Source organism: Microbacterium sp. F1-18, from assembly GCF_052921305.1.
The window spans coordinates 356,492-379,386 of sequence record NZ_JBREVD010000002.1; the positions used below are offsets into that span (position 1 = coordinate 356,492).

Here is a 22,895-nt window from a genome sequence, read left to right on the forward strand (position 1 = left end):
TCAGTCTCCGTTCGATTCGTCGGCTGCGCGGGCGGCGTTCCGCCGGTCGAGAGCAGCCCCCTTGATCGTCGCATATGCGTACATGCCCCCGAAAACCAGCGCCACGATTCCCAGCGCGGGCACGAGGAACACGCCGAGAGCCAGGATGACCTGGAGCGCCCAGCCCAGCACGATGCCCCACCGGTGCCGGAGCACCCCGGACGTGAGGATCATCACGACGGCGAGCACAGCTCCAGCGACGACCCCCCACCAGTCCGGGATGCCGTCGGGGAGAACGCCCAGTCCGTAGACCGTGAGCCCGCCGAGGAAGACGACGATCGACTCGAAGCCGAGCACGACCGACCCGAGGGACTCGGCGGCCCCGCGACGACGGCGCTCGCGCGCCCGGCTCACGCCTGCCATCCCGACTTCCAGTCCTCCGCGCCGGCGAGGGCGATCGCCTCTCCGGCGAGCACGACGGAACCCGCGATGACGACCGCGCGACGCTCCGCGGCCGCAGCCCACTCGCGTGCGGCCTCGGCCGCCTCGACCAGGTCCCGGTGCTCGGTCACACCGAGTCCGCGATCCTCCGCCAGGTCGGCGACGAGGGTCGGCTCCGAAGCGCGCTCCGAGTCCGGTGCGGTCGCGAACACGTGCGTCGCGACCGGCGCGAGGGCGTCGACGATCCCGGAGGCGTCTTTGTCGCCCAGCACACCCAGCACGACGCCCCACTCATCGAAGTCGAACGATTCGCGCAGCGCCGCGGCGAGGGCGGCGGCCCCGTGCGGGTTGTGGGCACTGTCGACGAGGACGGTGGGGCTGATGCCGAGGAGTTGCAGCCGACCGGGAGACGTCACCGCGCCGAGGCCATCCGCCACCACCTCCGCGTGCAGCGCCTGGTCCTCGGCCCCGATGAGGGCCTCCACTGCGGCGACGGCCAGAGCGGCGTTCTCCGCCTGGTGCGAGCCGTACAGCGGCAGGTAGAGCTCCGGGTACTCCCCCGCCCGGCCACGGACGCTGATCTGCTGCCCGCCCACGGCGAGACTGTGCCCCGACAGGCCGAAGTCATCTCCGGCGAACCCGACGGTCGCGGCGACCTCCGCCGCGCGCGCGCGGATCTGCGCAGCAGCCTCGGGGGTCTGCACCGCCGAGACGACTGCCGCGCCGGGCTTGATGATCCCTGCCTTCACCGCAGCGATCTCGGCGATCGTCTCCCCGAGGCGATCGGCATGGTCGAGAGCGATGGGCCCGATGACCGCGACGTCGCCGTCGGCGGTGTTGGTGGAGTCCCACGACCCGCCCATACCCACCTCGATGACGGCGACATCGACCGGCGCGTCGGAGAACGCGACGAATGCAAGCACGGTGAGCAGTTCGAAGAACGTCAGCGGTGCGTCGCCTGCGGCATCCAGCTCCGAATCCACCAGATCGACGAACGGCGAGATCTCCTCCCATGCGTCGGCGACGGCTGCGTCGGCGATCGGCTCGCCGTCGATGAGGATCCGCTCGGTGAACCGTTCGAGATGCGGGCTGGTGAAGAGCCCGGTGCGCAAGCCGTGTGCTCGAACGAGGCTCTCGATCATGCGGCTGGTGGACGTCTTGCCGTTCGTGCCCGTCACATGGACGACGCGATAGGTGCGCTGCGGATCATCGAGCAGCTCGAGGACGCGCCGCGTACGTTCGACGCGCGGCTGCACCCACTGCTCCCCCTGACGCTGCAGCAGCGCTGCATAGACGGCGTCCGCCCGGGCCTGATCGGTCATGCGTTCTCTCCTGTCAGACGGGTGACGCTCACGGTGAGGCCGGCCTGGTTCGCGTAGGTCTTGGCGGCGACGACGGCCTCGAAGTCGGCGCTGCCCTCGGCGGCGAGCTCCGCGGATGTCGCGAGGGTCTGCGACCGGGACCGCACCGCCCATTCGCGAGCCAGTGTCTCGCCCGCGACATCAGCGGCCTCGAACGCCGATGCGACCGCGGCGGCGTCATCGTCGGAGTCGAAGGTGAGTCCGAGTCGGATGCGGTCGCTGACCTCGAAACCGGCGGCCTTGCGCGTGTCCTGCACGGCCCGGATGACGTCGCGGGCCAGCCCCTCGGCTTCGAGCTGCGGCGTGGTCGTGGTGTCGAGCAGAACGAATCCGCCGCCGGACAACAGTGCGATCGCCGTTCCCTCGGCCACACCGCCCGCCTCGAGCGTCAGCTCGTACTCCCCGGGTTCCAGAGCGATCCCGTCGACCGTCACGACACCGTCCTGCTCGCTCCACAGGCCCGCGCGCGCGCCGGCGATCACGTGCTGCACCTGCTTGCCCAGTCGCGGCCCGGCCGCGCGCGCATTGACCGAGAGTCGCTGGCTGATGCCATACGAGGCCGCGAGGTCGTCCGAAAGCTCGGCCACAGCGACATCCTTCACGTTGAGCTCGTCGCGGAGGATGTCCGAGAACTGCTCCAGCGCCACCGCGTCGGTGATGGCCACCGTGAGCTGAGGAAGGGGCAACCGCACCCGCTTCCCCTCCTTCTTCCGCAGTGCGTTGGCGACCGACGACACCTCGCGGACCGCATCCATCGCCGAGCGGATGTCGGCAGCCGGGGCGAACTCCCCTGCGTCGGGCCAGTCCTCGAGGTGCACGCTCCGTCCGCCGGTGAGGCCCTGCCAGACCCGCTCGCTCACGAGCGGCAGAAGCGGCGCCGCGACACGGGTCAGCGTCTCGAGCACGGTGTAGAGGGTGTCGAACGCCTCGGTCGACGAATCGTCGCCCGGCACGACCCCCACCCAGAAGCGATCACGGGAGCGGCGGATGTACCAGTTCGTGAGCGCCTCGGCGAAGTCGCGCAGTTTGGCGGCCGCCATCGTCGAGTCGAGCGCCTCGAGGTCGGCGGCCACGTCGCGTACGAGGTCGCCGGTCAGAGCGAGGATGTAGCGGTCGAGCACGTTCGTCGAGTCGGTGCGCCGCCGTGCCGCGTACCCCGTGCCGCCCTCGCCGCCGGCCGCGTTGGCATAGGTGGCGAAGAAGTACCAGGTGTTCCACAGCGGAAGCAGGAACTCTCGGACGCCGGCGCGGATGCCTTCCTCGGTGACCACGAGGTTGCCGCCGCGGAGCACCGACGAGCCCATCAGGAACCACCGCATCGCGTCGGAACCGTCGCGGTCGAAGACCTCGGACACGTCCGGGTAGTTCCGTAGCGACTTCGACATCTTCTGACCGTCGCTGCCGAGCACGATGCCGTGGCAGGCGACGCCCGAGAACGCCGGCCGGTCGAACAGGGCGCCGGAGAGGACGTGCATGACGTAGAACCAGCCGCGGGTCTGTCCGATGTACTCCACGATGAAGTCGGCCGGAGCGTGCTCGTCGAACCACTCCCGGTTCTCGAAGGGGTAGTGCACCTGTGCGTACGGCATCGACCCGGAGTCGAACCACACGTCGAAGACATCCTCGATGCGGCGCATCGTCGAGCGGCCGGTCGGGTCGTCGGGGTTCGGACGCGTGAGGTCATCGATGAACGGCCGGTGCAGGTCGACCTCGCCCGCCTCGTTGCGCGGCAGGCGACCGAAGTCGCGTTCGATGTCGGCGAGCGAGCCGTACACGTCGGTTCGCGGGTACTCGGGGTCGTCGCTCTTCCAGACCGGGATCGGCGAGCCCCAGAAGCGGTTTCGGCTGATCGACCAGTCGCGCGCGCCCTCGAGCCACTTGCCGAACTGCCCGTGCTTGACGTTCTCGGGTGCCCACGTGATCTGCTCGTTGAGTTCGAGCAGGCGGTCCTTGATCGCCGTGACGCGCACGAACCAGCTCGACACCGCCTTGTAGATCAGCGGATTGCGGCAGCGCCAGCAATGCGGGTACGAGTGCTCGTAGCTCGCTTCGCGAAGCAGACGTCCCTCGGCCTTCAGCAGGCGGATCAGCGGTCGGTTGGCGTCCATCCACAGCTCGCCCGCGACATCCGCGACCTGGGGCAGGAACCGTCCGCCGTCGTCGAGGCTCATGATCAGCGGGATGCCGGCAGCGGCCGTGACGCGCTGGTCGTCCTCACCGTAGGCCGGAGCCTGGTGGACGATTCCCGTGCCGTCGGTCGTCGTGACGTAGTCATCGACCAGCACGCGCCACGCCGACCCCGTTCCCCAGGTCTCGGCATCGGCGTAGTAGTCGAAGAGCCGGTCATACTGCACGTCGGCGAGCTCGCGGCCGACGACGGTCCGCTCGACCGCGGCGCGCGCCTCGTCGACGTCGCCGTAGCCGAGGTCCTTGGCATATCCGCCCAGCAGATCCTCGGCGAGCAGGTAGCGATGGGCGTCGGCCTCGGCGCGGTCCTCGTGGACGTCGGCAGCGCCGGCCGGGCCGCCGGGCAGCACGACGTAGCGGATGTCCGGGCCGACGGCGAGGGCGAAGTTGGTCGGAAGCGTCCATGGCGTCGTCGTCCAGGCGAGGGCACGGACGCCGGTGAGTCCGAGCGTCTCGGCCTTCGCGCCGACGAAGGGGAAGGTCACGGTGACGGAGGGGTCCTGTCGCATCTTGTAGACGTCGTCGTCCATGCGCAGTTCGTGATTCGACAGCGGAGTCTCGTCGCGCCAGCAGTAGGGCAGCACCCGGTAGCCCTCGTAGGCGAGGTCTTTGTCCCACAGCTCCTTGAACGCCCAGAGCACCGACTCCATGAAGCCCGTGTCGAGCGTCTTGTATCCGCGCTCGAAGTCGACCCAGCGCGCCTGCCGGGTGACGTAGTCCTCCCACTCGCGTGTGTACTCGAGCACCGACGAGCGCGCCTTCTCGTTGAAGGCGGCGATGCCCATCGCCTCGATCTCGCTCTTCTCGGTGATCCCGAGCTGCTTCATCGCCTCGAGTTCCGCGGGCAGCCCATGGGTGTCCCACCCGAAGACGCGGTCGACCTTCTTGCCGCGCATCGTCTGGAACCGGGGGAAGACGTCCTTCGCGTACCCGGTGAGCAGGTGCCCGTAGTGCGGCAGGCCGTTGGCGAAGGGCGGGCCATCATAGAAGACCCACTCGGGTGCGCCCTCGCGTTGCGTGATCGAGGTGCGGAAGGTGTCGTCGCGTTGCCAGAACGCGAGCACCTCGCGCTCGAGGTCGGGAAAGCGGGGGCTCGGCACGACGCTGTCGGCGGCGGGGCCGAAAGCAGAGGACTTCGGATAGGTCATGGCTTCTCTCGCAGGGTCGGACTTCCTGCGAGGACGATCGTGCGACCGCGGTACCACCCCGCTTGCCCCGGAGGGCCACTCTCCCAGCGGCTGTGACGGGCCTGCCCCGCTCGGTTCTACTGAGCGGATGACCGCCGTTCTTCCGAGAGCTCCCCGGTGATGGCCGGATCGGTGCTGATGACCCCATCATACCGTCGGCATACGCTGATCGTATGGCCCGTCCGCGTACCCGTCCGGCACCCCCTCGCGTGAGCGACCCCGATCTGCCGCGTCATCTCGAGCCCGCCACCCTGTCGCGGCACGGCGATCTCGTCGAGGTCTCCGTCTCGGTCGGTGGCGGCTCGGTGGACGGCGCCCACGCGCGACTGAGCGAGAGCGTCGTCGAGCCCGGTGCTCCTGAGCGGCTCGATCTCACCGGCGCGGTCCTCAGCGACGTCGTCATCCGCGATCTCGCGACCCCCGAGCTGCGCGTCGGCGACGGCACCTGGCGCACCGTGACCCTCATCGGAGGGAGGATCGGCACACTCGACGCGCAGCGGGCTCGCTTCGACGGCGTGATCCTGCGCGGCATCCGGATCGACTACCTCTCGGTTCCGGCCTCGACGCTGCGCGACGTGGAGATCATCGATTGCCGCATCGGCACGCTCGACGCTCCCGGCGCGCTCCTGGAACGAGTGCGATTCGCGAACACCACGGTCGACGAGTTCGACACCCGGGCGCTCTCCAGCACCGACCTCGATCTCCGCGGTCTCGAGGCGCTCGCGTTCACCGACATCCGGGCGCTTGCCGGCGCCACCGCATCCCGGCGCCAGATCGAGGTGCACGCCGCCGCGTTCGGCGTTGCTCTCGGGTGGGACGTCCGCGACGACGACTCCGCCGGGGACTCGCACCCGTGATCGCTCGAACGGAGCGCCTGGTGCTTCGTCCGATGACCGAGGACGACCTGGGCCCCCTTCGCGAGATCCTCACGGACCCTGTCGCGATGACCGCCTACGAGGGGCCGTTCGACGACCACGAGAGCGCGCAGTGGCTCGCACGCAACCTCCAGAGATACGACGAGGACGGATTCGGCCTGTGGGCCGTCGATCTTCCCGGCGCCGGGATGATCGGGCAGTGCGGCATCACACGCCAGTACGTGGGCGACGAGCAGGTGCTCGAGGTCGGGTACCTGTTCCAGCGGGCGCACTGGCATCGCGGGTACGCGACCGAGGCAGCCACGGCGGCGCGCGACTGGGGATTCCGCGAACTCGGCGCACCGGCGATCTGGGCCAAGGTGCGCGACACCAACATCGCCTCCATGAACGTCGCCATCCGGCTCGGGATGACGGTGCGCCGCCGGTTCATGGTGCACTACCGCGGCGTCGACATGCCGCATCTCGGCTTCGCCGTCGACCGCTGACGGCGGCTCATCAGGTCACCGCCCAGGCCTCGCCTCGCACTTCGGCCAGCGGCGAGGCCTCGAGGAGCCGCGACACGGGGCACCGGTCGTGCGCCGCAGCGGCCAGCTGCGAAGCTCCGCTCTCGTCCAGGCCCTCGCCCGACACGAAAGCCGTGGCGACGAACTCGTAGCCCGGGCGCTCCTCGGCATCGCGCAGGGCGACCTCGACCCGCACCTTCGTGCGGTGGCGGCCGGCGACGATCGCCTGAGCCGTGGCGTTCAGACATGTCGACCACGCCAATGCCAGCAACTGCTCCGGATTGCTCGCGTGGGTGTCGTGGCCCGGCTGCAACGGGTTGGAGACGGCGACCTCAACGCCGTCCGGCACGCGGCTCACCCCCGTTCCGCCGTCGTCGTTGAGCGCGGAGGTGCGGTATCGGATGACCATTCGTCGACTATAGTTGAACGTCGTCCAACTATCAGAGGATGCCGCGTGCCACCGACCGACGATCCGATCACCCTCAGCGGGGTCGGCGTCACGTACTCGGGCGGAGCTCGTGCGCTCGTCGACATCGATCTCGCTGTCACGTCCGGCGAGATCTTCGGAGTCATCGGTGAGAGCGGCGCGGGCAAGAGCACCCTCCTGTCGCTCCTCACGGCCGAGGTCGGGGCGACGGCGGGCACGGTGCGGGTCCTCGGTCACGACCCCGCGGGACTCAGCCGAGCGGCGCTGCGCGGCCTGCGTCGGCGCATCGGGGTCGTGTTCCAGGGGGTGCACCTGCTCGCGAACCGCACCGTTCGCCAGAACGTCGCGCTGGCGCTCGACCTGCGCGGCCCCCGTGGGCGCGTACCGGCGAGCGAGCGACGCGGTGCGGTCGACGACATGCTCGGCTTCGTGGGTCTCGCCGGCCGCGAGGACGCCTATCCCTCGCAGCTCAGCGGTGGCCAGCGCCAACGGGTCGGCATCGCCCGAGCCCTCGTCGCTCGCCCCGACATCCTTCTGTGCGACGAGCCGACCTCATCACTCGACGCCACGACCACGGATGGCGTGCTGACGCTTCTTCGCGAGGCTCGTGACCGATTCGGCACGACTGTCGTCGTCGTGACGCACGATCTCACCGTCGTCCGGCGGATCTGCGACCGCGTAGCTCTCGTCGAGGACGGGCGCCTGCGGGAGATCCTGTCGGTGGAGCCGGACGCGGGGTTCGCAGAGGAGACCTACCTCGATCGGGCGCGGCGGGAGCTGGGCGCGTGACCGGCCTCGGCGAATCGCTCGGGCGCCGGGGTGAGGATCTGCTGGAGGCGCTCGGGGAGACCGGCTACATGCTCGTCGTCTCGCTCGCAGCTGCTGTGGTGCTCGGGCTCCCGCTCGGCATGCTCGTGTACCTGACGCGCCGGGGCGGCACTGCACCGAACCGTGTCGTGTGGTGGGTCGGGAACCTCTTCATCAATATCGTGCGGTCCTTCCCGTTCCTGCTGCTCGTGGTGTTCCTCATCCCGGTGACCCGGCTCGTCTACGGGACCACGTTCGGCACCCCGGCGGCCACGTTCTCCCTCTGCTTCGTCGCGGTCGCGATCTACGCACGACTGGTGGAGCAGATCCTGCGGGAGATCAACCCCGGCATTCCTCGTGTCGCCCGCACGATGGGGGCGACACTCCCCCAGACGATCGTGCGCTTCCTCCTGCCGGAGGCCATTCCCGGCCTCGTCTACGCGCTCACCTCGGCCACGATCAGCCTGCTGTCGTACTCCACTGTGCTCGGAGTGGTCGGCGGTGGCGGCATCGGCGACTTCGCGCTCCGCTATGGCTACCAGGAGTACGACTACCCACTGATGTACTTCACGATCGCGGTCATCCTCGCCGTCGTGCTGATCGTCCAATCGATCGGTCACCGGCTGTCCGTCCGCCTCGACCACCGTTGACCCTCATCCATCCGCTCTCACGAGGAGAACCCATGCCCCTTCGCACCCTTCGCACCCGCATCGCCACGGCGGCTGTCGCCACCCTGGCGGCTGCCGGGCTCCTGGCCGGCTGCGCCGGTTCGCCCGGCGACGCGGATTCCGCGGTCACGACACTGCGCGTGGGCGCGGTGACCGCCCCGGCCACCGACATCGTCGAGGCTGCCGGAGCGGCGATCGCCGACGGGTACGAGATCGAGCTCGTTCCGGTGTCGGACTACGTCACGATCAACAACATGCTCGCGGCCGGCGACATCGACGCCAACTTCTCGCAGCACGAGCCGTACATGACGGAGTTCAACGAGAAGAACGGCGCGTCGCTCGAGGCCGTTCAGCCCGTCTACAACTTCGTCATCGCGTTCTACTCCAAGACACTGCGCGACATCGACGAGCTCACCGACGGTGCCACGGTCGCCATCCCGAACGACTCGTCCAACACCGCACGGGCGCTCAAGCTGCTGGCCGACGCCGACATCATCGGCCTCGCCCCCGGCGTCGACCCGTACGCCGCCACGCTCGACGACGTGGCGGAGAACCCGAAGAACCTCCAGTTCCTGTCGCTGGAGATCAACCAGCTGAACACGGCGTACGACGAGGCGGACCTGGTGTTCCAGTGGCCCTCGCACATCGCCGCGCTCGGCCTCACGCCGCAGGACGACGGTCTGCTCACCGAGCTCGACGACCGCTTCGCACTTCAGCTCGTCGTCCCCTCGGCGGAGGCGGACTCTCCGGCGACTCGGGCGTTGATCGACGCGTTCACGAGCGATGAGGTGCGCAAGGTGATCGAGGGCAACGCCACGATCGAGGCCGCCTTCTGACGCCGGGGGTGGGGCACCAGCGCGGCGCCCCACCCCCGGTAGACTCGGAGGACGCACACTCAGGCACGCTCACACAGTGCCGCACATATCGTCGAGGAGTTCCCATGACAGCGCACATTCCCGAGAAGCCCGCTCTGGAAGGCCTCGAGCAGAAGTGGGACGCCGCGTGGGCCGAGCAGGGCACCTACCTCTTCGACCGCGCCCGCGCCGCTGAGACGGGCCGTGGCGGTGTCTTCTCCGTCGACACGCCGCCCCCCACGGCATCCGGATCGTTGCACATCGGTCACGTCTTCTCGTTCACCCACACCGACCTCAAGGTGCGGTTCGAGCGCATGCGCGGCAAGAGCGTGTTCTACCCGATGGGCTGGGACGACAACGGCCTCCCGACCGAGCGCCGCGTTCAGAACTACTACGGCGTGCGCTGCGACCCGACCCTCCCCTACGACGAGTCGTTCGTACCGCCGTTCGAAGGCGGCGACAACAAGTCGAGCCGTGCCGCCGATCAGGTGCCCATCAGCCGGCGAAACTTCATCGAACTCTGCGAGAAGCTGACGATCGAGGACGAGAAGCAGTTCGAGTCGCTCTTCCGGCAGCTCGGCCTCTCCGTCGACTGGACCCAGACGTATCGGACGATCTCCGACGACACGATCCGCATCAGCCAGCTCGCGTTCCTGCGAAACCTCGACCGCGGCGAGGCCTACCAGGCCCTCGCCCCCACGCTCTGGGACATCGACTTCCGCTCTGCCATCGCGCAGGCCGAGCTCGAGGATCGGGAGCAGCAGGCGTCGTACCACCGTGTCGCGTTCCACAAGACCGACGGCAGCGGCGACATCCACATCGAGACGACGCGACCCGAGCTGCTGCCGGCTTGCGTCGCACTCGTGGCCAACCCGGATGACGAGCGCTACCAGCCCTATTTCGGCAAGACGGTCCGCACGCCCCTCTTCGACGTCGAGGTGCCGGTTCTGGCGCACCACCTCGCGCAACCCGACAAGGGCTCGGGAATCGCGATGATCTGCACGTTCGGTGACGTGACCGACATCATCTGGTGGCGTGAGCTGGATCTGCCCAACCGCACGATCCTGGGACACGACGGCCGCATCATCGCCGACGCTCCCGAGGTCATCGTCACCGACTCCGCACGCGCGGCCTACGCGGAACTCGCGGGCAAGACCGTCTTCAGCGCGAAGAAGCGCATCGTCGAGCTGCTGCAGGAGTCCGGCGAGCTGCTCGAGGTGTCCAAGCCCTTCAGTCACCCGGTGAAGTTCTTCGAGAAGGGCGACCGTCCACTCGAGATCGTCTCGACGCGCCAGTGGTACCTGCGAAATGGTGCGCGCGATGAAGAGCTGCGTTCCCGCCTGATCTCGCTCGGCCAGGAGATGTCGTGGCACCCCGACTTCATGCGGGTGCGTTACGAGAACTGGACCAACGGCCTCACCGGCGACTGGCTCGTCTCGCGTCAGCGTTTCTTCGGTGTGCCGATCCCGATCTGGTACGCCCTCGACGAGAACGGCGAACGCGATTACGACCGCGTCATCACCCCCGACCCATCGCAGCTCCCGATCGACCCGACCACCGATGTCCCTGCGGGCTACACCGCAGACCAGCGAGGCGTGCCGGGCGGTTTCGACGCGGAGCGCGACATCTTCGACACCTGGGCGACGTCGTCGCTGACGCCGCAGCTGGCCGGCGGATGGCAGCGCGACGAACAGCTGTGGCAGCTCGTGGCCCCCTTCGACCTGCGTCCCCAGGGACAGGACATCATCCGCACGTGGCTGTTCTCCACGATGCTCCGCAACGCACTCGAGGACGGCCGCGCGCCGTGGTCGGATGCCGCGATCTCCGGCTTCATCGTCGACCCCGACCGCAAGAAGATGTCGAAGTCGAAGGGCAACGTGGTCACCCCCGCCGACATCCTCGCGCAGCACGGCACGGACGCGGTGCGTTACTGGGCCGCTTCGAGTCGCCTCGGCTCCGACGCCGCGTTCGACCCCCAGAACCCGACGCAGGTCAAGATCGGGCGCCGACTCGCGATCAAGGTGCTCAACGCCGCGAAGTTCGTGCTCTCGTTCCCGGTCCCCGAGGGGGCCGCAGTGACTCACGACCTCGACGCCGCCATGCTGGCCACGCTCGACCGGGTGATCGTCGACGCCACTCGCGCGTTCGAGGCCTACGACCACGCTCGCGCACTGGAGATCACCGAGGCGTTCTTCTGGACCTTCTGCGACGACTACCTCGAGCTCGTCAAGGAGCGCGCCTACGACCGTTCCGACGAGGGACAAGCGTCGGCGGCACTGGCGTTGCGTCTCGCCCTCTCGTCGCTTCTGCGTCTGCTCGCGCCCGTCCTCGCCTTCGCGGCGGAGGAAGCATGGTCGTGGTTCGAGGAGGGCTCCGTGCACACGGCCTCGTGGCCCGAGGCCAGCGGCATCGATGGCGACCCGGCCGTCCTCACCACCGCCAGCGCCGCGCTCATCGGCATCCGACGGGCGAAGACGGAGGCCAAGGCCTCGCAGAAGACCCCCGTCTCCGTTCTCTCGCTCCGCGCGGATGCCGCGACGATCGAGCGCCTGCGTCGCGCCGAGGGCGACCTGAAGGCGGTCGGACGCATCGCCGAGCTCGATCTCCTCGAGGGCGACGGCGACCTGGTCGTGGAGCGCGTCGAGCTCGCGCCGCAGGAGGTCTGACGTGCGCTTGGGAACGCGGTGGACGAGCGGCGACGAACCGCCGGCCTCGCTGCCCGCCGCATTCCGTGATCAGATCCACGCGGTCGATCGCGTGCTCGACGTCGATCCCCGCCCGAAGTGGACTCTGACCTGGCTCGAGGGACGCCCCGTGGCCGAGCTCGAGACCGGTGTCGTGGTCTCACTCGACGCCGCGGGCGAGCCCGTGGTGGGTCAGATCGACGACGACACGTTCTGATGCCGCAGGTTTCTCCCGTCGCTCACTCCGAGACGGCGGGAGAGACCTGTGCGGACGCGGATCGGATGAGGCGCGTGCAGATCGTCGTCGCGACGAGACACACGATCCCCGCCGTGATGTAGGGCAGTCGCAGGTCGAGAGATGCGACCATACCGCCCAGAACCGTGGCCACCGGGAAGAGGCCCCACGTGAGTGTCCGGATGATGCCGAGAGTGCGTCCGAACAGGTCCGGCGGGATGATCTGCTGTCGCAGCGCACCCCAGGGTACGTTCCACAACGACACCGCGAAGGCCATTCCCGCGTAAGCCACGATCGCCACCACGAGGTTCGGGGCGAAACCCACCCCCACCATGCACACCGCGGCGGCCAGGTTCGCGCCCCACATCACATTGCCACGCCCGCACCGGCTCACCAGGCGCGCCGCGAGGAGCGAGCCCGCGAGTGCGCCTACGCCGACGCCCGCCGTGACGAAACCGATGGCGATCTCGGGGAGGCCGTGAACGTCGAGGAAGTACAGCAAGGTGGGCGCCTGCGCGAAGGCGAACGCGCATCCGACGACCGAGGTGAACACGACCAGGGCGCGCAGGAAGCGATGGCGCCAGAGGTACCGTAACGCGTCGCGCGCGGGAACCGGTGCGGCGGGCGCTGCGGGCAGGGGCTCCGGAACAGCGCCGGCGACGACCTCGCCCCGGTCGCCGCCGACGACGGACGACGAGCGCGACCGCGCCGCGGCCACCGGGAGCAGGAGCGCAAGGGCGATCGGGACGATGTACCCCGCGGCGCCGAGCCACAGTGGCAGTCCGAGAGACACGGCGAAGAGGACCCCGGCGACCGGCTGTGCCAGAAAGCTGTCGATCGTGATCTGCGCGGCTTGAATCCGACCGTTCGCACGATCGAGCTGGTCGCGGGCGACGACACTCGGGATGACCGCGTTGGTCGCGTTGTCGAAGAGCGTCTCACCGAACCCGAAGACGAGGGTGCCCACCAGGAGCCAGGTGACATCGAGACCGCCGGTGACCGTCAGCACCGCGAGTCCGACCGCAGCGAGGCCGCGCACCGTGTTGGCGAGAGCCATGACGCGACGACGATCGAAACGATCCACGATCATGCCTGCCGGGACGCCGAAGACCAGCCAGGGGACGAATGCTGCTGCGCCGAGCAGGGAGATCAGCAAGGGGTCGCGCGTGAGGGTCGTCGCGATGAGCGGGACGGCGGTGCGTCCGAGACCGTCAGCGAGATTGCTGAACGCGGCGGCCGTCCACAGCCGCGAGAAGTCGCGCCCGAGCGGGCGGGCCGACGGCGGCGTGAGGGTCGAGGAGGCGGTGATGACGCTCATGATCAGTCGCTCTCGGTGGTGATCGGGAATGCTTCGGCGCGCAGCGACACGATCCGGCGGTCCGGGGACGGGGTCGGTTCGGCGCCCGGGGCGATGCGGTACTCGTCGACGACGTCGTCGATGACGCGCTGGATCCGGGCATTGACCTCGCCGAGCTGCTCGACCGTCAGCGAGACGGTGGCCGAGGTGATCAACGCCTTCTCGGCCCACGGATCGAGCTCGTCTCGCAGAGTGGTTCCGACGAAACGCATGAGCTGGTCGTGGCGGCGATCGAGGAACTCCCCCATCACGACCTGGGTCGCCGCGCGTCCCGCGGGGGTGCGCATCGTGTCGGGCCCGGGAAATGAGACACCTCCGCTGGGACGCTCCCACCAGCGCTCTCGCGCGGTGCCGCGCTCGGGAATCTCGCGGATGAGGTCGTGCTTCGCAAGCGCGCGCAGGTGGTAGCTGGTCGAACCCGACGACTCCCCCGTCATCGCGGCCAAAGAGCTGGCCGTCTGAGGGCCCTGCTGACTGAGGATGTCGTACAGACGCACGCGCACGGGGTGAGCGAGCGCCCGAAGCGCTCCGGAATCGAGGGTGCGGATGTCGCGGCGGCCCGGCGCCTCGTCCTGCTTGACGGTCATGGATCCAAAGGTATCTTTGCAAGTAGTTCTTTGCAACATGTTCTTTGCGAATCGTCGTAGGCTGGGGGGATGCCGGCATCCTCGAACCCGCTTCTGGCCTCACCGACGCTCCCCTGGGGGCTCCCGGACTACCGCGACATCTCCGTCTCCGATTACCTCCCCGCGTTCGCAGAGGCGTTCGATCAGCAGCGCTCCGAGATCGACGCCATCGCCGGCAGCGCCGAGCCGCCGACGTTCGAGAACACCGTGGCGGCCTGGGAGAAGAGCGGCGAGCTCCTCGGCCACGTCGCCCGCACCTTCTACACCGTCAGCTCCGCCGACGCGACGCCGGCGGTGCAGGAGGTCGACGAACGGCTCGCGCCGATGATGTCCGCGCACTCTGACGCGATCCTGCTCGATTCACGGCTGTACTCCCGGATCGAACGCTTGTACGGTGCGCGTGCCGACCTGGGGCTGACAGACGAACAGCGTTACCTGCTGGAGCGGAGGTTCGTGCAGATGACCCACGCCGGCGCGGGGCTCGACGCGCCGGCCAAGCAGCGACTGACCGAGCTCAACCGCCGGCTCTCCGTACTCACCACGACCTTCGAGAAGAATCTTCTCGCCGACACCAACGATCTCGCCGTCGTCTTCGAGACGCATGAAGAGCTCGATGGGCTGAGCGACGGCGAGCTCTCCGCCGCCGCACGCGCCGCCGACGATCGAGGTCTTCCCGGCGCCTTCGTCATCACGCTGACGCTCTTCACAGGGCACCCCGCACTTGCGTCCCTGACGAATCCCCGATCCCGCCAGCGCATCCTCGCCGCGTCGCGGTCGCGTGGCTCGAGAAGCGGACCCCACGACAACCGCCCCGTGCTGCTCGAGATCGTCAGGCTTCGCGCCGAACGCGCCGAGTTGCTCGGCTTCCCCTCGCACGCGGCGTACGTCACCTCCGATCAGACGGCCGGCAGCCCGGAGGCCGTTTCATCGCTTCTCCGCAAGCTCGCGGCGCCCGCCGCACAGAATGCACAGCGTGAGAAGCACGCGCTCGCGGAGATCCTCGACGCGGAAACGGTTGGGGCCGCCGACTGGGCCTATGCGACGGAGCGCGTGCGTGCCAGCACCCTCGACATCGACACGACGGCGCTCCGCCCCTGGTTCGAGGCCGAGCGAGTGCTGCGCGAGGGGGTCTTCTTCGCGGCCACGCGGCTCTACGGCATCACCTTCCGCGAGCGCGACGACCTGCCCGCTTATCACGACGGCGTCCGTGTCTTCGAGGTCACGAACGAGGACGGTTCGCACCTCGGCCTGTTCATCCTCGACCTGTACACCCGCGACACCAAGCGTGGCGGGGCTTGGATGAACTCGATCGCGTCGCAGTCCGAACTGCGCGGTACGACACCGATCGTCGTCAACAACCTCAACGTGCCCCAGCCCGCTCCGGGGACCCCCACGCTGCTGACGCTCGATGAGGTCACGACTCTCTTCCACGAGTTCGGACACGCGCTGCATGGGCTGTTCGCCGCGGTGACGTACCCGACGTTCGCCGGGACCAACGTCTTCCGTGACTTCGTCGAGTTTCCCAGCCAGGTCAACGAGATGTGGATCTACCACCCCGAGGTGCTCGCCAACTACGCACGGCATGTCGAGACCGGCGAACCGCTCGCGTCGGAGATCGTTGCGCGCCTCCAGGCCTCAGGCACCTTCAACCAGGGATTCGCCACCAGCGAGTACCTCGCGGCCGCATGGCTGGACCTCGCATGGCACTCGCTCAGTGCCGACGAGGCAGCCGCGGTCACCGACGTCGCCGCCTTCGAAGCCGCGGCGCTGGCCGACATCGGACTCGACGACCCGGCGGTGCCGACACGCTACTCGTCGACCTACTTCGCCCACATATTCTCGGGCGGCTACAGCGCGGGGTACTACTCCTACATCTGGAGCGAGGTCCTCGATGCCGACACCGTCGAGTGGTTCGAAGAGAACGGCGGACTGACCCGTGCCAATGGCGACCGCTTCCGCGAGCGGCTGCTCGGCGTCGGAGGCTCGAAGGACCCGCTCGAGGCATACCGTGACTTCCGGGGGCGTGACGCCCGCATCGAGCCGCTCCTCGCGCGCCGCGGCCTCAGCGCCTGAATCGCATCATTCACGCGGGATCCACCGGTGGGAGCGGGGCATTGCCTCCACCGGTGGGCCTGACGTCGTAGACCAGGCGCGCGAACGCCCCCACCTGCTCGACCGATCGCAACGCGAGCCGGTTCGATTCGACGCGGCGCGGAAGCAGGGGCGATCCGCGACCGAGCGTCACGGGTGCGAACGACACCGCGATCTGATCGAGCGCGTTCGCATCGAGGAACTGCCCCGCCAGGTCTCCCCCGCCGACGACCCAGATGTCGTGTTCACCGGCAGCCGCTCGGATGCGCGGGAGGACATCCGCGACCGGTCCGGAGACGAAGGTGATGTCCGCGCCAGCAGGGCGGGGCAGATCGCGCGAGGTGAAGACGAACGTCGGCCGATCGCCGTGGAACTCCTGCCACCGGTCGGGATGTGCGAGCAGATCGGACTCGGCGAGAAGCCATTCGTATGTCGTCGACCCTTCGACCAGCACGCCGGCATCGGCGGGAACCAGTCTCGCGTCGGGCTCGTCGCCCCCATCGACCGCGAAGAGCCAGGAAAGCGAGTGGCCGGCGTCGGCGATGAAACCGTCGAGCGAGCTCGCCGTATCGAAGAGGATGCGTTGCATGACGCGATGCTATGCCGTACGTCCGACACCACCGCGGCGGTGCGTGACCGCCGGTGATGTCAGGCGCTCTTGCGCTTCTGACGAAGGACGAGCGTCGGGGCGGCGCCTTCGTCGACGGCAGCCCGGGTGACGATGACCTTGTCGACGTCATCGGCCGAGGGGATCTCGAACATGATCGGCCCGAGGACGTCTTCGAGGATGGCGCGCAGGCCGCGGGCACCCGTCTTGCGGGCGACGGCGAGGTCGGCGATCGCACGCAGTGCGTCGTCTTCGAACTCGAGCTCGACGCCGTCGAGCTCGAACATCCGCTGATATTGCTTCACGAAGGCGTTCTTCGGACCGGTGAGGATCTCGATGAGCGCTTTCTGGTCCAATGGCGCGACCGACGTGACGACGGGAAGACGGCCGATGAACTCGGGGATGAGGCCGAATTTGTGCAGGTCTTCGGGCTCGACCTCGCGGAAGAGGTCGAGCTGCTTGTCCTTCTCCTGCAGGGGCGCGCCGAAGCCGACGCCGTGCTTGCCGACCCTCGAGGAGATGATCTCTTCGAGCCCGGCGAAGGCGCCCGCCACGATGAAGAGGACGTTCGTCGTGTCGATCTGGATGAACTCCTGGTGCGGGTGCTTGCGTCCGCCTTGGGGCGGAACCGACGCGACGGTGCCCTCGAGGATCTTGAGGAGGGCCTGCTGCACGCCCTCACCCGAAACGTCGCGGGTGATCGAGGGGTTCTCGGCCTTTCGCGCGATCTTGTCGACCTCATCGATGTAGATGATGCCGGTCTCGGCGCGCTTGACGTCGAAGTCGGCCGCTTGCAGCAGCTTGAGGAGGATGTTCTCGACGTCTTCGCCGACATAACCGGCCTCGGTCAAGGCGGTCGCATCGGCGACCGCGAAGGGAACGTTGAGGCGCTTCGCGAGAGTCTGAGCGAGATAGGTCTTGCCGCAGCCCGTGGGGCCCAGCAGGAGAATGTTGCTCTTGGCGATCTCGACGTCGTCCGCGCGCTGTTCGGCCGGCTGGAGTGTCGAGTGTGCGCGCACGCGCTTGTAGTGGTTGTAGACGGCCACGGAGAGGGCGCGTTTTGCCGGGTCTTGGCCGACGACGTACTCCTCGAGGAAGGAGAAGATCTCGCGCGGCTTCGGAAGATCGAACTCGGCGACAGATTCGTCGCCCGACTCGGCCATGCGCTCTTCGATGATCTCGTTGCACAACTCGACGCACTCGTCGCAGATGTAGACGCCGGGTCCTGCGATCAACTGCTGGACCTGCTTCTGACTCTTTCCGCAGAACGAGCACTTGAACAGGTCGGCACTCTCACCGATGCGAGCCATGTACCCCTCCTGGATGCCGGAATCCATCGCTCCCCTGAGAGCGTGGTGCTCCGAGCCTAACCTCTCCCGCGGACATCACCGCGGATTTGCGCGGCGTTCGATTCGAACGGCCGCAATGACACGTATGGCCCCGGCTCGATGCCGGGGCCATACGACGTGAGCTCGCGTGTCAGGACGTGATCGCCGCGGGGGTGCGCTTGCGCGACGTCAGCACCTGGTCGACGATGCCGTACTCCATCGCCTCGTGCGCCGAGAGGATCTTGTCGCGGTCGATGTCCTTGTTGACCTGCTCCTGCGTACGGTTCGTGTGGCGTGCCATCGTCTCCTCGAGCCAGGTCCGCATTCGAAGGATCTCGGCGGCCTGGATCTCGATGTCGGATGCCTGCCCGTGGCCGGCCTCGCCGACAGCGGGCTGGTGGATCAGGATCCGGGCGTTCGGAAGCGCCAGACGCTTGCCGGGCGCACCGGCCGCGAGCAGCACCGACGCCGCCGAGGCGGCCTGACCGAGCACGACCGTCTGGATCTGGGGCGACACGTACTGCATGGTGTCGTAGATCGCGGTCATGGCCGTGAACGATCCGCCGGGCGAGTTGATGTACATGATGATGTCGCGGTCGGGGTCCTGCGACTCGAGCACGAGCAGCTGGGCCATGACGTCATCCGCCGACGCGTCGTCGACCTGTACGCCGAGGAAGATGACGCGGTCCTCGAACAGCTTGTTGTAGGGGTCCTGGCGCTTGTAGCCGTAGGCGGTGCGCTCCTCGAACTGCGGCAGGATGTACCGGCTCGAGGGCATCGCAGCGCCGTGGGGAAGGCCGAAGGCGGGTGTGTTCATCGTTGTCTTTCTCCTCCGGTCGATCAGTTCTCGGTGCCGCCGCCGCCGACGACGTCGGTGGCCGACTCGCGGATGTGGTCGACGAAGCCGTACTCGAGGGCCTCCTGCGCGGTGAACCACCGGTCGCGGTCACCGTCGGCGTTGATCTGCTCGACCGACTTGCCTGTCTGCGCCGCGGTGATCTCGGCGAGTCGGCGCTTCATGTCGAGGATCAACTGCGCCTGCGTCTGGATGTCGCTGGCTGTTCCGCCGAAGCCGCCGTGCGGCTGGTGAAGCAGCACCCGGGCGTTGGGGGTGATGTAGCGCTTGCCCTTGGTGCCCGCGGTCAGCAGCAGCTGTCCCATCGAGGCGGCCATGCCGATGCCGACCGTGACGATGTCGTTCGGCACGAACTGCATCGTGTCGTAGATCGCCATGCCAGCGGTGATGGATCCGCCGGGCGAGTTGATGTAGAGGTAGATGTCCTTCTCGGAGTCCTCGGCGGCGAGCAGGAGGATCTTCGCGCAGATCTCGTTCGCGTTCTCGTCGCGCACCTCCGACCCGAGCCAGATGATGCGGTCCTTGAGCAGTCTGTCGAAGACGCTTGTTGCGATGAGGGGGTCAGCCATGTGTGCTCCTGATCCGAAGTTTCGTGACGTGTCGAATCTACCGACGCCGCCACGTGCCCCCGACCGTGTTCGCCGTGGGCATAGCCGTGTCATCGCAAAAGGGGCGGATGCCGCAGCATCCGCCCCTTTTGCCGGTCAGACGACCGCCGGGATCAGAGGATCACTCGGCGGCAGCCTCGTCGTCGGCCTTCTTCTTGGCCGGGGCCTTCTTCGCCGGCGCCTTCTTGGCCGGGGCCTTCTTGGCGGGAGCCTTCTCGTCCGCTGCCGGAGCCTCGTCCGCGGCATCCGCCTTCTTCTTGGCGGGAGCCTTCTTGGCCGGAGCCTTCTTGGCGGGCTTCTCCTCCGCCTCGGCGGCGTCGGCGTCGGCCGCGGCGTCAGCGATCTCCTGCGCCTCCTCGACGACCTCGTCGGCGGCCGTCTCTTCGCCTTCGACCGTGATGAAGCCGGTCAGGTCGACCGGCTTGCCGTCGGTGTCGACGACCGTGACCTTGCCCAGCGCGACCGCGAGGGCCTTGTTGCGTGCCACCTCGCCGACCATCACGGGAAGCTGGCCGTTCTGCTGGAGCGCGTTGACGAAGTCCTGGGGCGCCATGCCGTACTGCGCGGACGCCTGGATGAGGTACTGCGTCAGCTCGTCCTGCGAGACCTGCACCTCGTGGGCCTCGGCGATCTTGTCGAGCACCATCTGCGTGCGGAACTGCTTCTCGCTCGCCTCGGTCACCTCGGCACGGTGCGCATCGTCTTCCAGGCGACCTTCGCCCTCGAGGTGAGCGTGCACCTCGTCCTCGACGAGTCCGGCCGGCACGGGGATCTCGATCTTCTCGAGCAGCGCGTCGACGAGCTTCTCGCGCGCAGCGGCGCCCTGCGTGAACAGGCTCTGCTGCGAGACGCGCTCGGAGAGGCTTTCGCGCAGCTCGGCGATGGTGTCGAACTCGCTCGCCATCTGGGCGAAGTCGTCGTCGGCCTCGGGGAGCTCGCGCTCCTTGACGGCCTTGACGGTGACGGCCACCTCGGCCTCTTCGCCGGCGTGGTCGCCGCCGACGAGCTTCGAACGGAACGTGGTGTCCTCACCGGCGGTGAGCGACTCGATGGCCTCGTCGATGCCCTCGAGCAGTTCACCCGAGCCGACCTCGTACGACACGCCCTCGGCCCGGTCGATCTCGGTGCCGTCGATGGTCGCGACGAGGTCCAGCTCGACGAAGTCGCCCTTCGCGGCCGGGCGGTCGACCGTGACGAGCGTGCCGAAGCGGCCGCGCAGGCGGTCGAGCTCCTCATCGATGGCGGCGTCGTCGGTGGCGACGGGCTCGACCTCGATGGTGATGTCCTCGTAGGCGGGCAGCTCGAACTCGGGACGGACGTCGACCTCGACCTCGACCTTCAGGTCGCCCGAGAAGTCCTTGTCGCTAGGCCAGTCGACGACCTCGGCCGACGGACGGCCGAGAACACGGAGCTCGTTGGCGGCGACCGCTTCGCGGTAGAAGCCGTCGAGGCCCTCGCTGACCGCGTGCTCGATGACCGCACCGCGGCCGACACGCTGGTCGATGATGGGAGCGGGCACCTTGCCCTTGCGGAAGCCGGGGATCTGCACGTCCTGAGCGATGTGCTCGTACGCGTGGGTGATGCTCGGCTTCAGCTCGTCCGGGCTGACCGTGATGTGGAGCTTCACCCGCGTGGGGCTGAGCGTCTCGACGGTGCTGGTGACCATGCCTGTCGTTCTCCTTTATCCGGCCGCGCACATGCGCGTCCGTTCGGTGGTCTGGGTTCGTGGGGCCGTTGTCGGGGCGACAGGATTTGAACCTGCGGCCTCCCGCTCCCAAAGCGGGCGCTCTACCAAGCTGAGCTACGCCCCGGGCGCGCAGCACACGTGCGTCGGAAAACGGCCGTGGTCAGTCTAGCCGACGGAGTCCGCTAGACTGATCGGGTTGCCGCGTGCGGGGCATTGCCCTCAGTATGGTGGTGATCCTCATTCGATTTCGGTCGAATGCGGGGCTGTAGCTTAGTGGTAAAGCCTCTGTCTTCCAAACAGATGATGCGAGTTCGATTCTCGTCAGCCCCTCCATCGCTCCTCCTCGTCGGCGAACGAGGAGGAGTTCCTCATTCGGCCGCGATTGCGGAGTGATCGTCGCGAAGCTGCACATATGTCGCAGCGTTCCGGCCCAGCCCGCTCCGCTCGTCCTGCGTGAGAGCTCGCCGGACCTTCGCGGGAACGCCGGCGACGAGCGAGCCGGGCGGGACCACCGTCCCCTCGAGCACGACGGCTCCCCCGGCGACCAGCGATCCGGTTCCGATCACCGCACCGCTGAGTATCGTGCTGTTCATCCCGATGAGGCAGCCGTCCTCCACGGTGCAGCCGTGGACGACCGCGTTATGACCGATCGAGACATCGTCTCCGATGCGCGCGGGCGACGAAGCGTCGACGTGGATCACGACCCCGTCCTGCACGTTGCTCCGGTCGCCGATCTCGATGCGCGAGCGGTCGCCGCGGATCACGGCGTTGTACCAGACGCTCGACTGCTCGCCGATGACCACATCGCCCACGAGCCGCGCGCCATCCGCGACGAACACCGTCGGATGAAGGCGGGGTCGCCTTTCTCCCAGCGGCAACAGAGATGCGGTGGAGGCGACGCTCATGGCCACACGTTACCCCTGGTGAGCCCAGCCTTCTCTTGCTTGCGGAATGTTCCCGCGTGAGTAGCGTTTGGACAGATGCAGGCCACGACCTGCCAGAAGGAGCGCAGACATGACCGACACCAACATCACCACTCCCGCCCTCACCGCAGACCCCGAGGTCGCCGCGGCAGCCGCGCAGTTCCTCACCCCGGTCGTGCACAAGATGCAGGCACTCGTCGTCAACGGCAAGCAGGCGCACTGGAACGTCCGCGGCTCGAACTTCATCGCGATCCACGAGCTTCTCGACTCGGTCGTCGCTCACGCTCAGGACTACGCCGACACCGCGGCAGAGCGCATCGTCGCCTTGGGCCTCCCGATCGACTCGCGCGTCTCGACCATGGCCGAGAAGACCACGACGGCCGTGCCCGCCGGGTTCGCGCAGTGGCAGGACGAGATCAAGGCGATCGTCTCCGACATCGACGCGACCCTCGTCGACCTTCAGGCCGCTATCGACGGTCTCGACGAGGTCGACCTGACCAGCCAGGACGTCGCCATCGAGATCAAGCGCGGCGTTGACAAGGACCGTTGGTTCCTCCTGGCGCATCTCGCCGAGTAATCCACGGCGCCGACGCAACGGCGCGGA

At 68.1% G+C, this 22,895-nt stretch carries 21 protein-coding genes and 2 tRNA genes; 10 read left to right on the forward strand and 13 right to left on the reverse strand.

Annotated features, from left to right (window positions below; genetic code table 11):
• Genes ACU6RU_RS05840 through ileS form a run of 3 tightly spaced genes read right to left on the reverse strand, consistent with a single transcriptional unit; the run spans window position 1 to window position 5,116 of the window.
• Entirely contained in the window at window positions 1–402 is a 402-nt protein-coding gene (locus tag ACU6RU_RS05840) for a DUF4233 domain-containing protein (RefSeq protein WP_120262627.1), read from the reverse strand.
• Window positions 390–1,742 carry a bifunctional folylpolyglutamate synthase/dihydrofolate synthase gene (locus ACU6RU_RS05845; RefSeq protein ID WP_120262628.1) on the reverse strand — a complete coding sequence of 451 codons (1,353 nt, stop codon included), beginning with the start codon at window positions 1,740–1,742 and terminating at the stop codon, window positions 390–392. Before ACU6RU_RS05845 ends, ACU6RU_RS05840 begins: the two co-directional genes overlap by 13 nt.
• Window positions 1,739–5,116 (reverse strand): isoleucine--tRNA ligase, encoded by a 3,378-nt coding sequence (gene ileS / locus ACU6RU_RS05850; protein ID WP_446726108.1) that lies wholly within the window; start codon window positions 5,114–5,116, stop codon window positions 1,739–1,741. Before ileS ends, ACU6RU_RS05845 begins: the two co-directional genes overlap by 4 nt.
• Window positions 5,117–5,328: 212 nt before the next feature.
• Between ileS and ACU6RU_RS05855 the strand changes: the two genes are divergently transcribed.
• Together ACU6RU_RS05855 and ACU6RU_RS05860 are read left to right on the forward strand one after the other, a co-directional pair.
• Complete coding sequence (locus ACU6RU_RS05855) at window positions 5,329–6,012, forward strand: hypothetical protein (RefSeq protein WP_120264303.1); 684 nt, start codon at window positions 5,329–5,331, stop codon at window positions 6,010–6,012.
• Window positions 6,009–6,515, forward strand: coding sequence for a GNAT family N-acetyltransferase (locus ACU6RU_RS05860; RefSeq protein ID WP_120262630.1), 507 nt, complete (start codon window positions 6,009–6,011; stop codon window positions 6,513–6,515). Before ACU6RU_RS05855 ends, ACU6RU_RS05860 begins: the two co-directional genes overlap by 4 nt.
• Before the next feature lie 10 nt (window positions 6,516–6,525).
• Here the strand turns inward: ACU6RU_RS05860 and ACU6RU_RS05865 are convergent, their stop codons facing one another.
• On the reverse strand, window positions 6,526–6,942 hold the full coding sequence (locus ACU6RU_RS05865; RefSeq protein ID WP_120262631.1) for an OsmC family protein: 417 nt from the start codon (window positions 6,940–6,942) through the stop codon (window positions 6,526–6,528).
• Window positions 6,943–6,987: 45 nt separating this feature from the next.
• Here ACU6RU_RS05865 and ACU6RU_RS05870 point away from each other — a divergent pair, with 45 nt between their 5' ends.
• The 5 genes from ACU6RU_RS05870 to ACU6RU_RS05890 all read left to right on the forward strand — a co-directional run bounded on the left by ACU6RU_RS05870 (window position 6,988) and on the right by ACU6RU_RS05890 (window position 12,190).
• Entirely contained in the window at window positions 6,988–7,749 is a 762-nt protein-coding gene (locus ACU6RU_RS05870) for an ATP-binding cassette domain-containing protein (protein WP_446726109.1), read from the forward strand.
• Window positions 7,746–8,417, forward strand: a complete 672-nt coding sequence (locus tag ACU6RU_RS05875; protein ID WP_259455169.1) for a methionine ABC transporter permease — start codon at window positions 7,746–7,748, stop codon at window positions 8,415–8,417. Before ACU6RU_RS05870 ends, ACU6RU_RS05875 begins: the two co-directional genes overlap by 4 nt.
• A gap of 32 nt (window positions 8,418–8,449) precedes the next feature.
• Entirely contained in the window at window positions 8,450–9,271 is an 822-nt protein-coding gene (locus tag ACU6RU_RS05880) for a MetQ/NlpA family ABC transporter substrate-binding protein (protein WP_289329541.1), read from the forward strand.
• 104 nt (window positions 9,272–9,375) lie between these two features.
• Window positions 9,376–11,955, forward strand: coding sequence for a valine--tRNA ligase (gene valS / locus ACU6RU_RS05885; RefSeq protein ID WP_446726110.1), 2,580 nt, complete (start codon window positions 9,376–9,378; stop codon window positions 11,953–11,955).
• A 1-nt stretch (window position 11,956) separates the two neighbouring features.
• Window positions 11,957–12,190: a hypothetical protein gene (locus ACU6RU_RS05890; RefSeq protein ID WP_120262635.1), complete on the forward strand. Its 234-nt coding sequence runs from the start codon at window positions 11,957–11,959 to the stop codon at window positions 12,188–12,190.
• A 22-nt stretch (window positions 12,191–12,212) separates the two neighbouring features.
• Here ACU6RU_RS05890 and ACU6RU_RS05895 read toward each other — a convergent pair whose 3' ends face one another.
• Together ACU6RU_RS05895 and ACU6RU_RS05900 are read right to left on the reverse strand one after the other, a co-directional pair.
• Window positions 12,213–13,526: an MFS transporter gene (locus tag ACU6RU_RS05895; protein WP_446726111.1), complete on the reverse strand. Its 1,314-nt coding sequence runs from the start codon at window positions 13,524–13,526 to the stop codon at window positions 12,213–12,215.
• 2 nt (window positions 13,527–13,528) lie between these two features.
• On the reverse strand, window positions 13,529–14,152 hold the full coding sequence (locus tag ACU6RU_RS05900; protein ID WP_446726112.1) for a helix-turn-helix domain-containing protein: 624 nt from the start codon (window positions 14,150–14,152) through the stop codon (window positions 13,529–13,531).
• Window positions 14,153–14,221: 69 nt separating this feature from the next.
• Here ACU6RU_RS05900 and ACU6RU_RS05905 point away from each other — a divergent pair, with 69 nt between their 5' ends.
• A complete protein-coding gene (locus tag ACU6RU_RS05905; protein ID WP_446726113.1) occupies window positions 14,222–16,264 on the forward strand; it encodes a M3 family metallopeptidase in 2,043 nt (680 codons plus the stop codon).
• Between the two features lie 10 nt (window positions 16,265–16,274).
• Here the strand turns inward: ACU6RU_RS05905 and ACU6RU_RS05910 are convergent, their stop codons facing one another.
• The 6 genes from ACU6RU_RS05910 to ACU6RU_RS05935 form a co-directional block, all read right to left on the reverse strand.
• Complete coding sequence (locus tag ACU6RU_RS05910) at window positions 16,275–16,871, reverse strand: dihydrofolate reductase family protein (RefSeq protein ID WP_289331452.1); 597 nt, start codon at window positions 16,869–16,871, stop codon at window positions 16,275–16,277.
• A gap of 59 nt (window positions 16,872–16,930) precedes the next feature.
• Complete coding sequence (gene clpX / locus ACU6RU_RS05915; RefSeq protein WP_120262640.1) at window positions 16,931–18,199, reverse strand: ATP-dependent Clp protease ATP-binding subunit ClpX; 1,269 nt, start codon at window positions 18,197–18,199, stop codon at window positions 16,931–16,933.
• 169 nt (window positions 18,200–18,368) lie between these two features.
• A complete protein-coding gene (locus tag ACU6RU_RS05920; RefSeq protein ID WP_023950830.1) occupies window positions 18,369–19,034 on the reverse strand; it encodes an ATP-dependent Clp protease proteolytic subunit in 666 nt (221 codons plus the stop codon).
• 23 nt (window positions 19,035–19,057) lie between these two features.
• On the reverse strand, window positions 19,058–19,642 hold the full coding sequence (locus tag ACU6RU_RS05925; RefSeq protein ID WP_023950833.1) for an ATP-dependent Clp protease proteolytic subunit: 585 nt from the start codon (window positions 19,640–19,642) through the stop codon (window positions 19,058–19,060).
• A gap of 160 nt (window positions 19,643–19,802) precedes the next feature.
• A complete protein-coding gene (tig, locus tag ACU6RU_RS05930) occupies window positions 19,803–21,347 on the reverse strand; it encodes a trigger factor (protein ID WP_446726114.1) in 1,545 nt (514 codons plus the stop codon).
• Window positions 21,348–21,418: 71 nt separating this feature from the next.
• A tRNA-Pro gene (locus ACU6RU_RS05935) sits at window positions 21,419–21,492 on the reverse strand.
• A 135-nt stretch (window positions 21,493–21,627) separates the two neighbouring features.
• Between ACU6RU_RS05935 and ACU6RU_RS05940 the strand changes: the two genes are divergently transcribed.
• Window positions 21,628–21,701, forward strand: a tRNA-Gly gene (locus ACU6RU_RS05940).
• 35 nt (window positions 21,702–21,736) lie between these two features.
• Here the strand turns inward: ACU6RU_RS05940 and ACU6RU_RS05945 are convergent.
• The gene (locus ACU6RU_RS05945; RefSeq protein WP_446726115.1) at window positions 21,737–22,273 is read right to left on the reverse strand and encodes a gamma carbonic anhydrase family protein; all 537 of its coding nucleotides are present in this window, start codon (window positions 22,271–22,273) and stop codon (window positions 21,737–21,739) included.
• 109 nt (window positions 22,274–22,382) lie between these two features.
• On the opposite strand from ACU6RU_RS05945, the gene ACU6RU_RS05950 reads away from it, so the two are divergent.
• Window positions 22,383–22,868: a Dps family protein gene (locus ACU6RU_RS05950; protein WP_120262643.1), complete on the forward strand. Its 486-nt coding sequence runs from the start codon at window positions 22,383–22,385 to the stop codon at window positions 22,866–22,868.
• Window positions 22,869–22,895 lie beyond the last annotated feature (27 nt).

Coding starts and splice junctions, on each gene's coding strand:
- ACU6RU_RS05950 (WP_120262643.1), top strand. CDS start 22,383: ATGACCGACACCAACATCACCACTCCCGCCCTCACCGCAGACCCCGAG.
- ACU6RU_RS05865 (WP_120262631.1), bottom strand. CDS start 6,942: ATGGTCATCCGATACCGCACCTCCGCGCTCAACGACGACGGCGGAACG.
- tig (WP_446726114.1), bottom strand. CDS start 21,347: ATGGTCACCAGCACCGTCGAGACGCTCAGCCCCACGCGGGTGAAGCTC.
- ACU6RU_RS05945 (WP_446726115.1), bottom strand. CDS start 22,273: ATGAGCGTCGCCTCCACCGCATCTCTGTTGCCGCTGGGAGAAAGGCGA.
- ACU6RU_RS05925 (WP_023950833.1), bottom strand. CDS start 19,642: ATGGCTGACCCCCTCATCGCAACAAGCGTCTTCGACAGACTGCTCAAG.
- clpX (WP_120262640.1), bottom strand. CDS start 18,199: ATGGCTCGCATCGGTGAGAGTGCCGACCTGTTCAAGTGCTCGTTCTGC.
- ileS (WP_446726108.1), bottom strand. CDS start 5,116: ATGACCTATCCGAAGTCCTCTGCTTTCGGCCCCGCCGCCGACAGCGTC.
- ACU6RU_RS05900 (WP_446726112.1), bottom strand. CDS start 14,152: ATGACCGTCAAGCAGGACGAGGCGCCGGGCCGCCGCGACATCCGCACC.
- ACU6RU_RS05845 (WP_120262628.1), bottom strand. CDS start 1,742: ATGACCGATCAGGCCCGGGCGGACGCCGTCTATGCAGCGCTGCTGCAG.
- ACU6RU_RS05855 (WP_120264303.1), top strand. CDS start 5,329: ATGGCCCGTCCGCGTACCCGTCCGGCACCCCCTCGCGTGAGCGACCCC.
- ACU6RU_RS05880 (WP_289329541.1), top strand. CDS start 8,450: ATGCCCCTTCGCACCCTTCGCACCCGCATCGCCACGGCGGCTGTCGCC.
- ACU6RU_RS05895 (WP_446726111.1), bottom strand. CDS start 13,526: ATGAGCGTCATCACCGCCTCCTCGACCCTCACGCCGCCGTCGGCCCGC.
- ACU6RU_RS05840 (WP_120262627.1), bottom strand. CDS start 402: ATGGCAGGCGTGAGCCGGGCGCGCGAGCGCCGTCGTCGCGGGGCCGCC.
- ACU6RU_RS05905 (WP_446726113.1), top strand. CDS start 14,222: ATGCCGGCATCCTCGAACCCGCTTCTGGCCTCACCGACGCTCCCCTGG.
- ACU6RU_RS05910 (WP_289331452.1), bottom strand. CDS start 16,871: ATGCAACGCATCCTCTTCGATACGGCGAGCTCGCTCGACGGTTTCATC.
- valS (WP_446726110.1), top strand. CDS start 9,376: ATGACAGCGCACATTCCCGAGAAGCCCGCTCTGGAAGGCCTCGAGCAG.
- ACU6RU_RS05920 (WP_023950830.1), bottom strand. CDS start 19,034: ATGAACACACCCGCCTTCGGCCTTCCCCACGGCGCTGCGATGCCCTCG.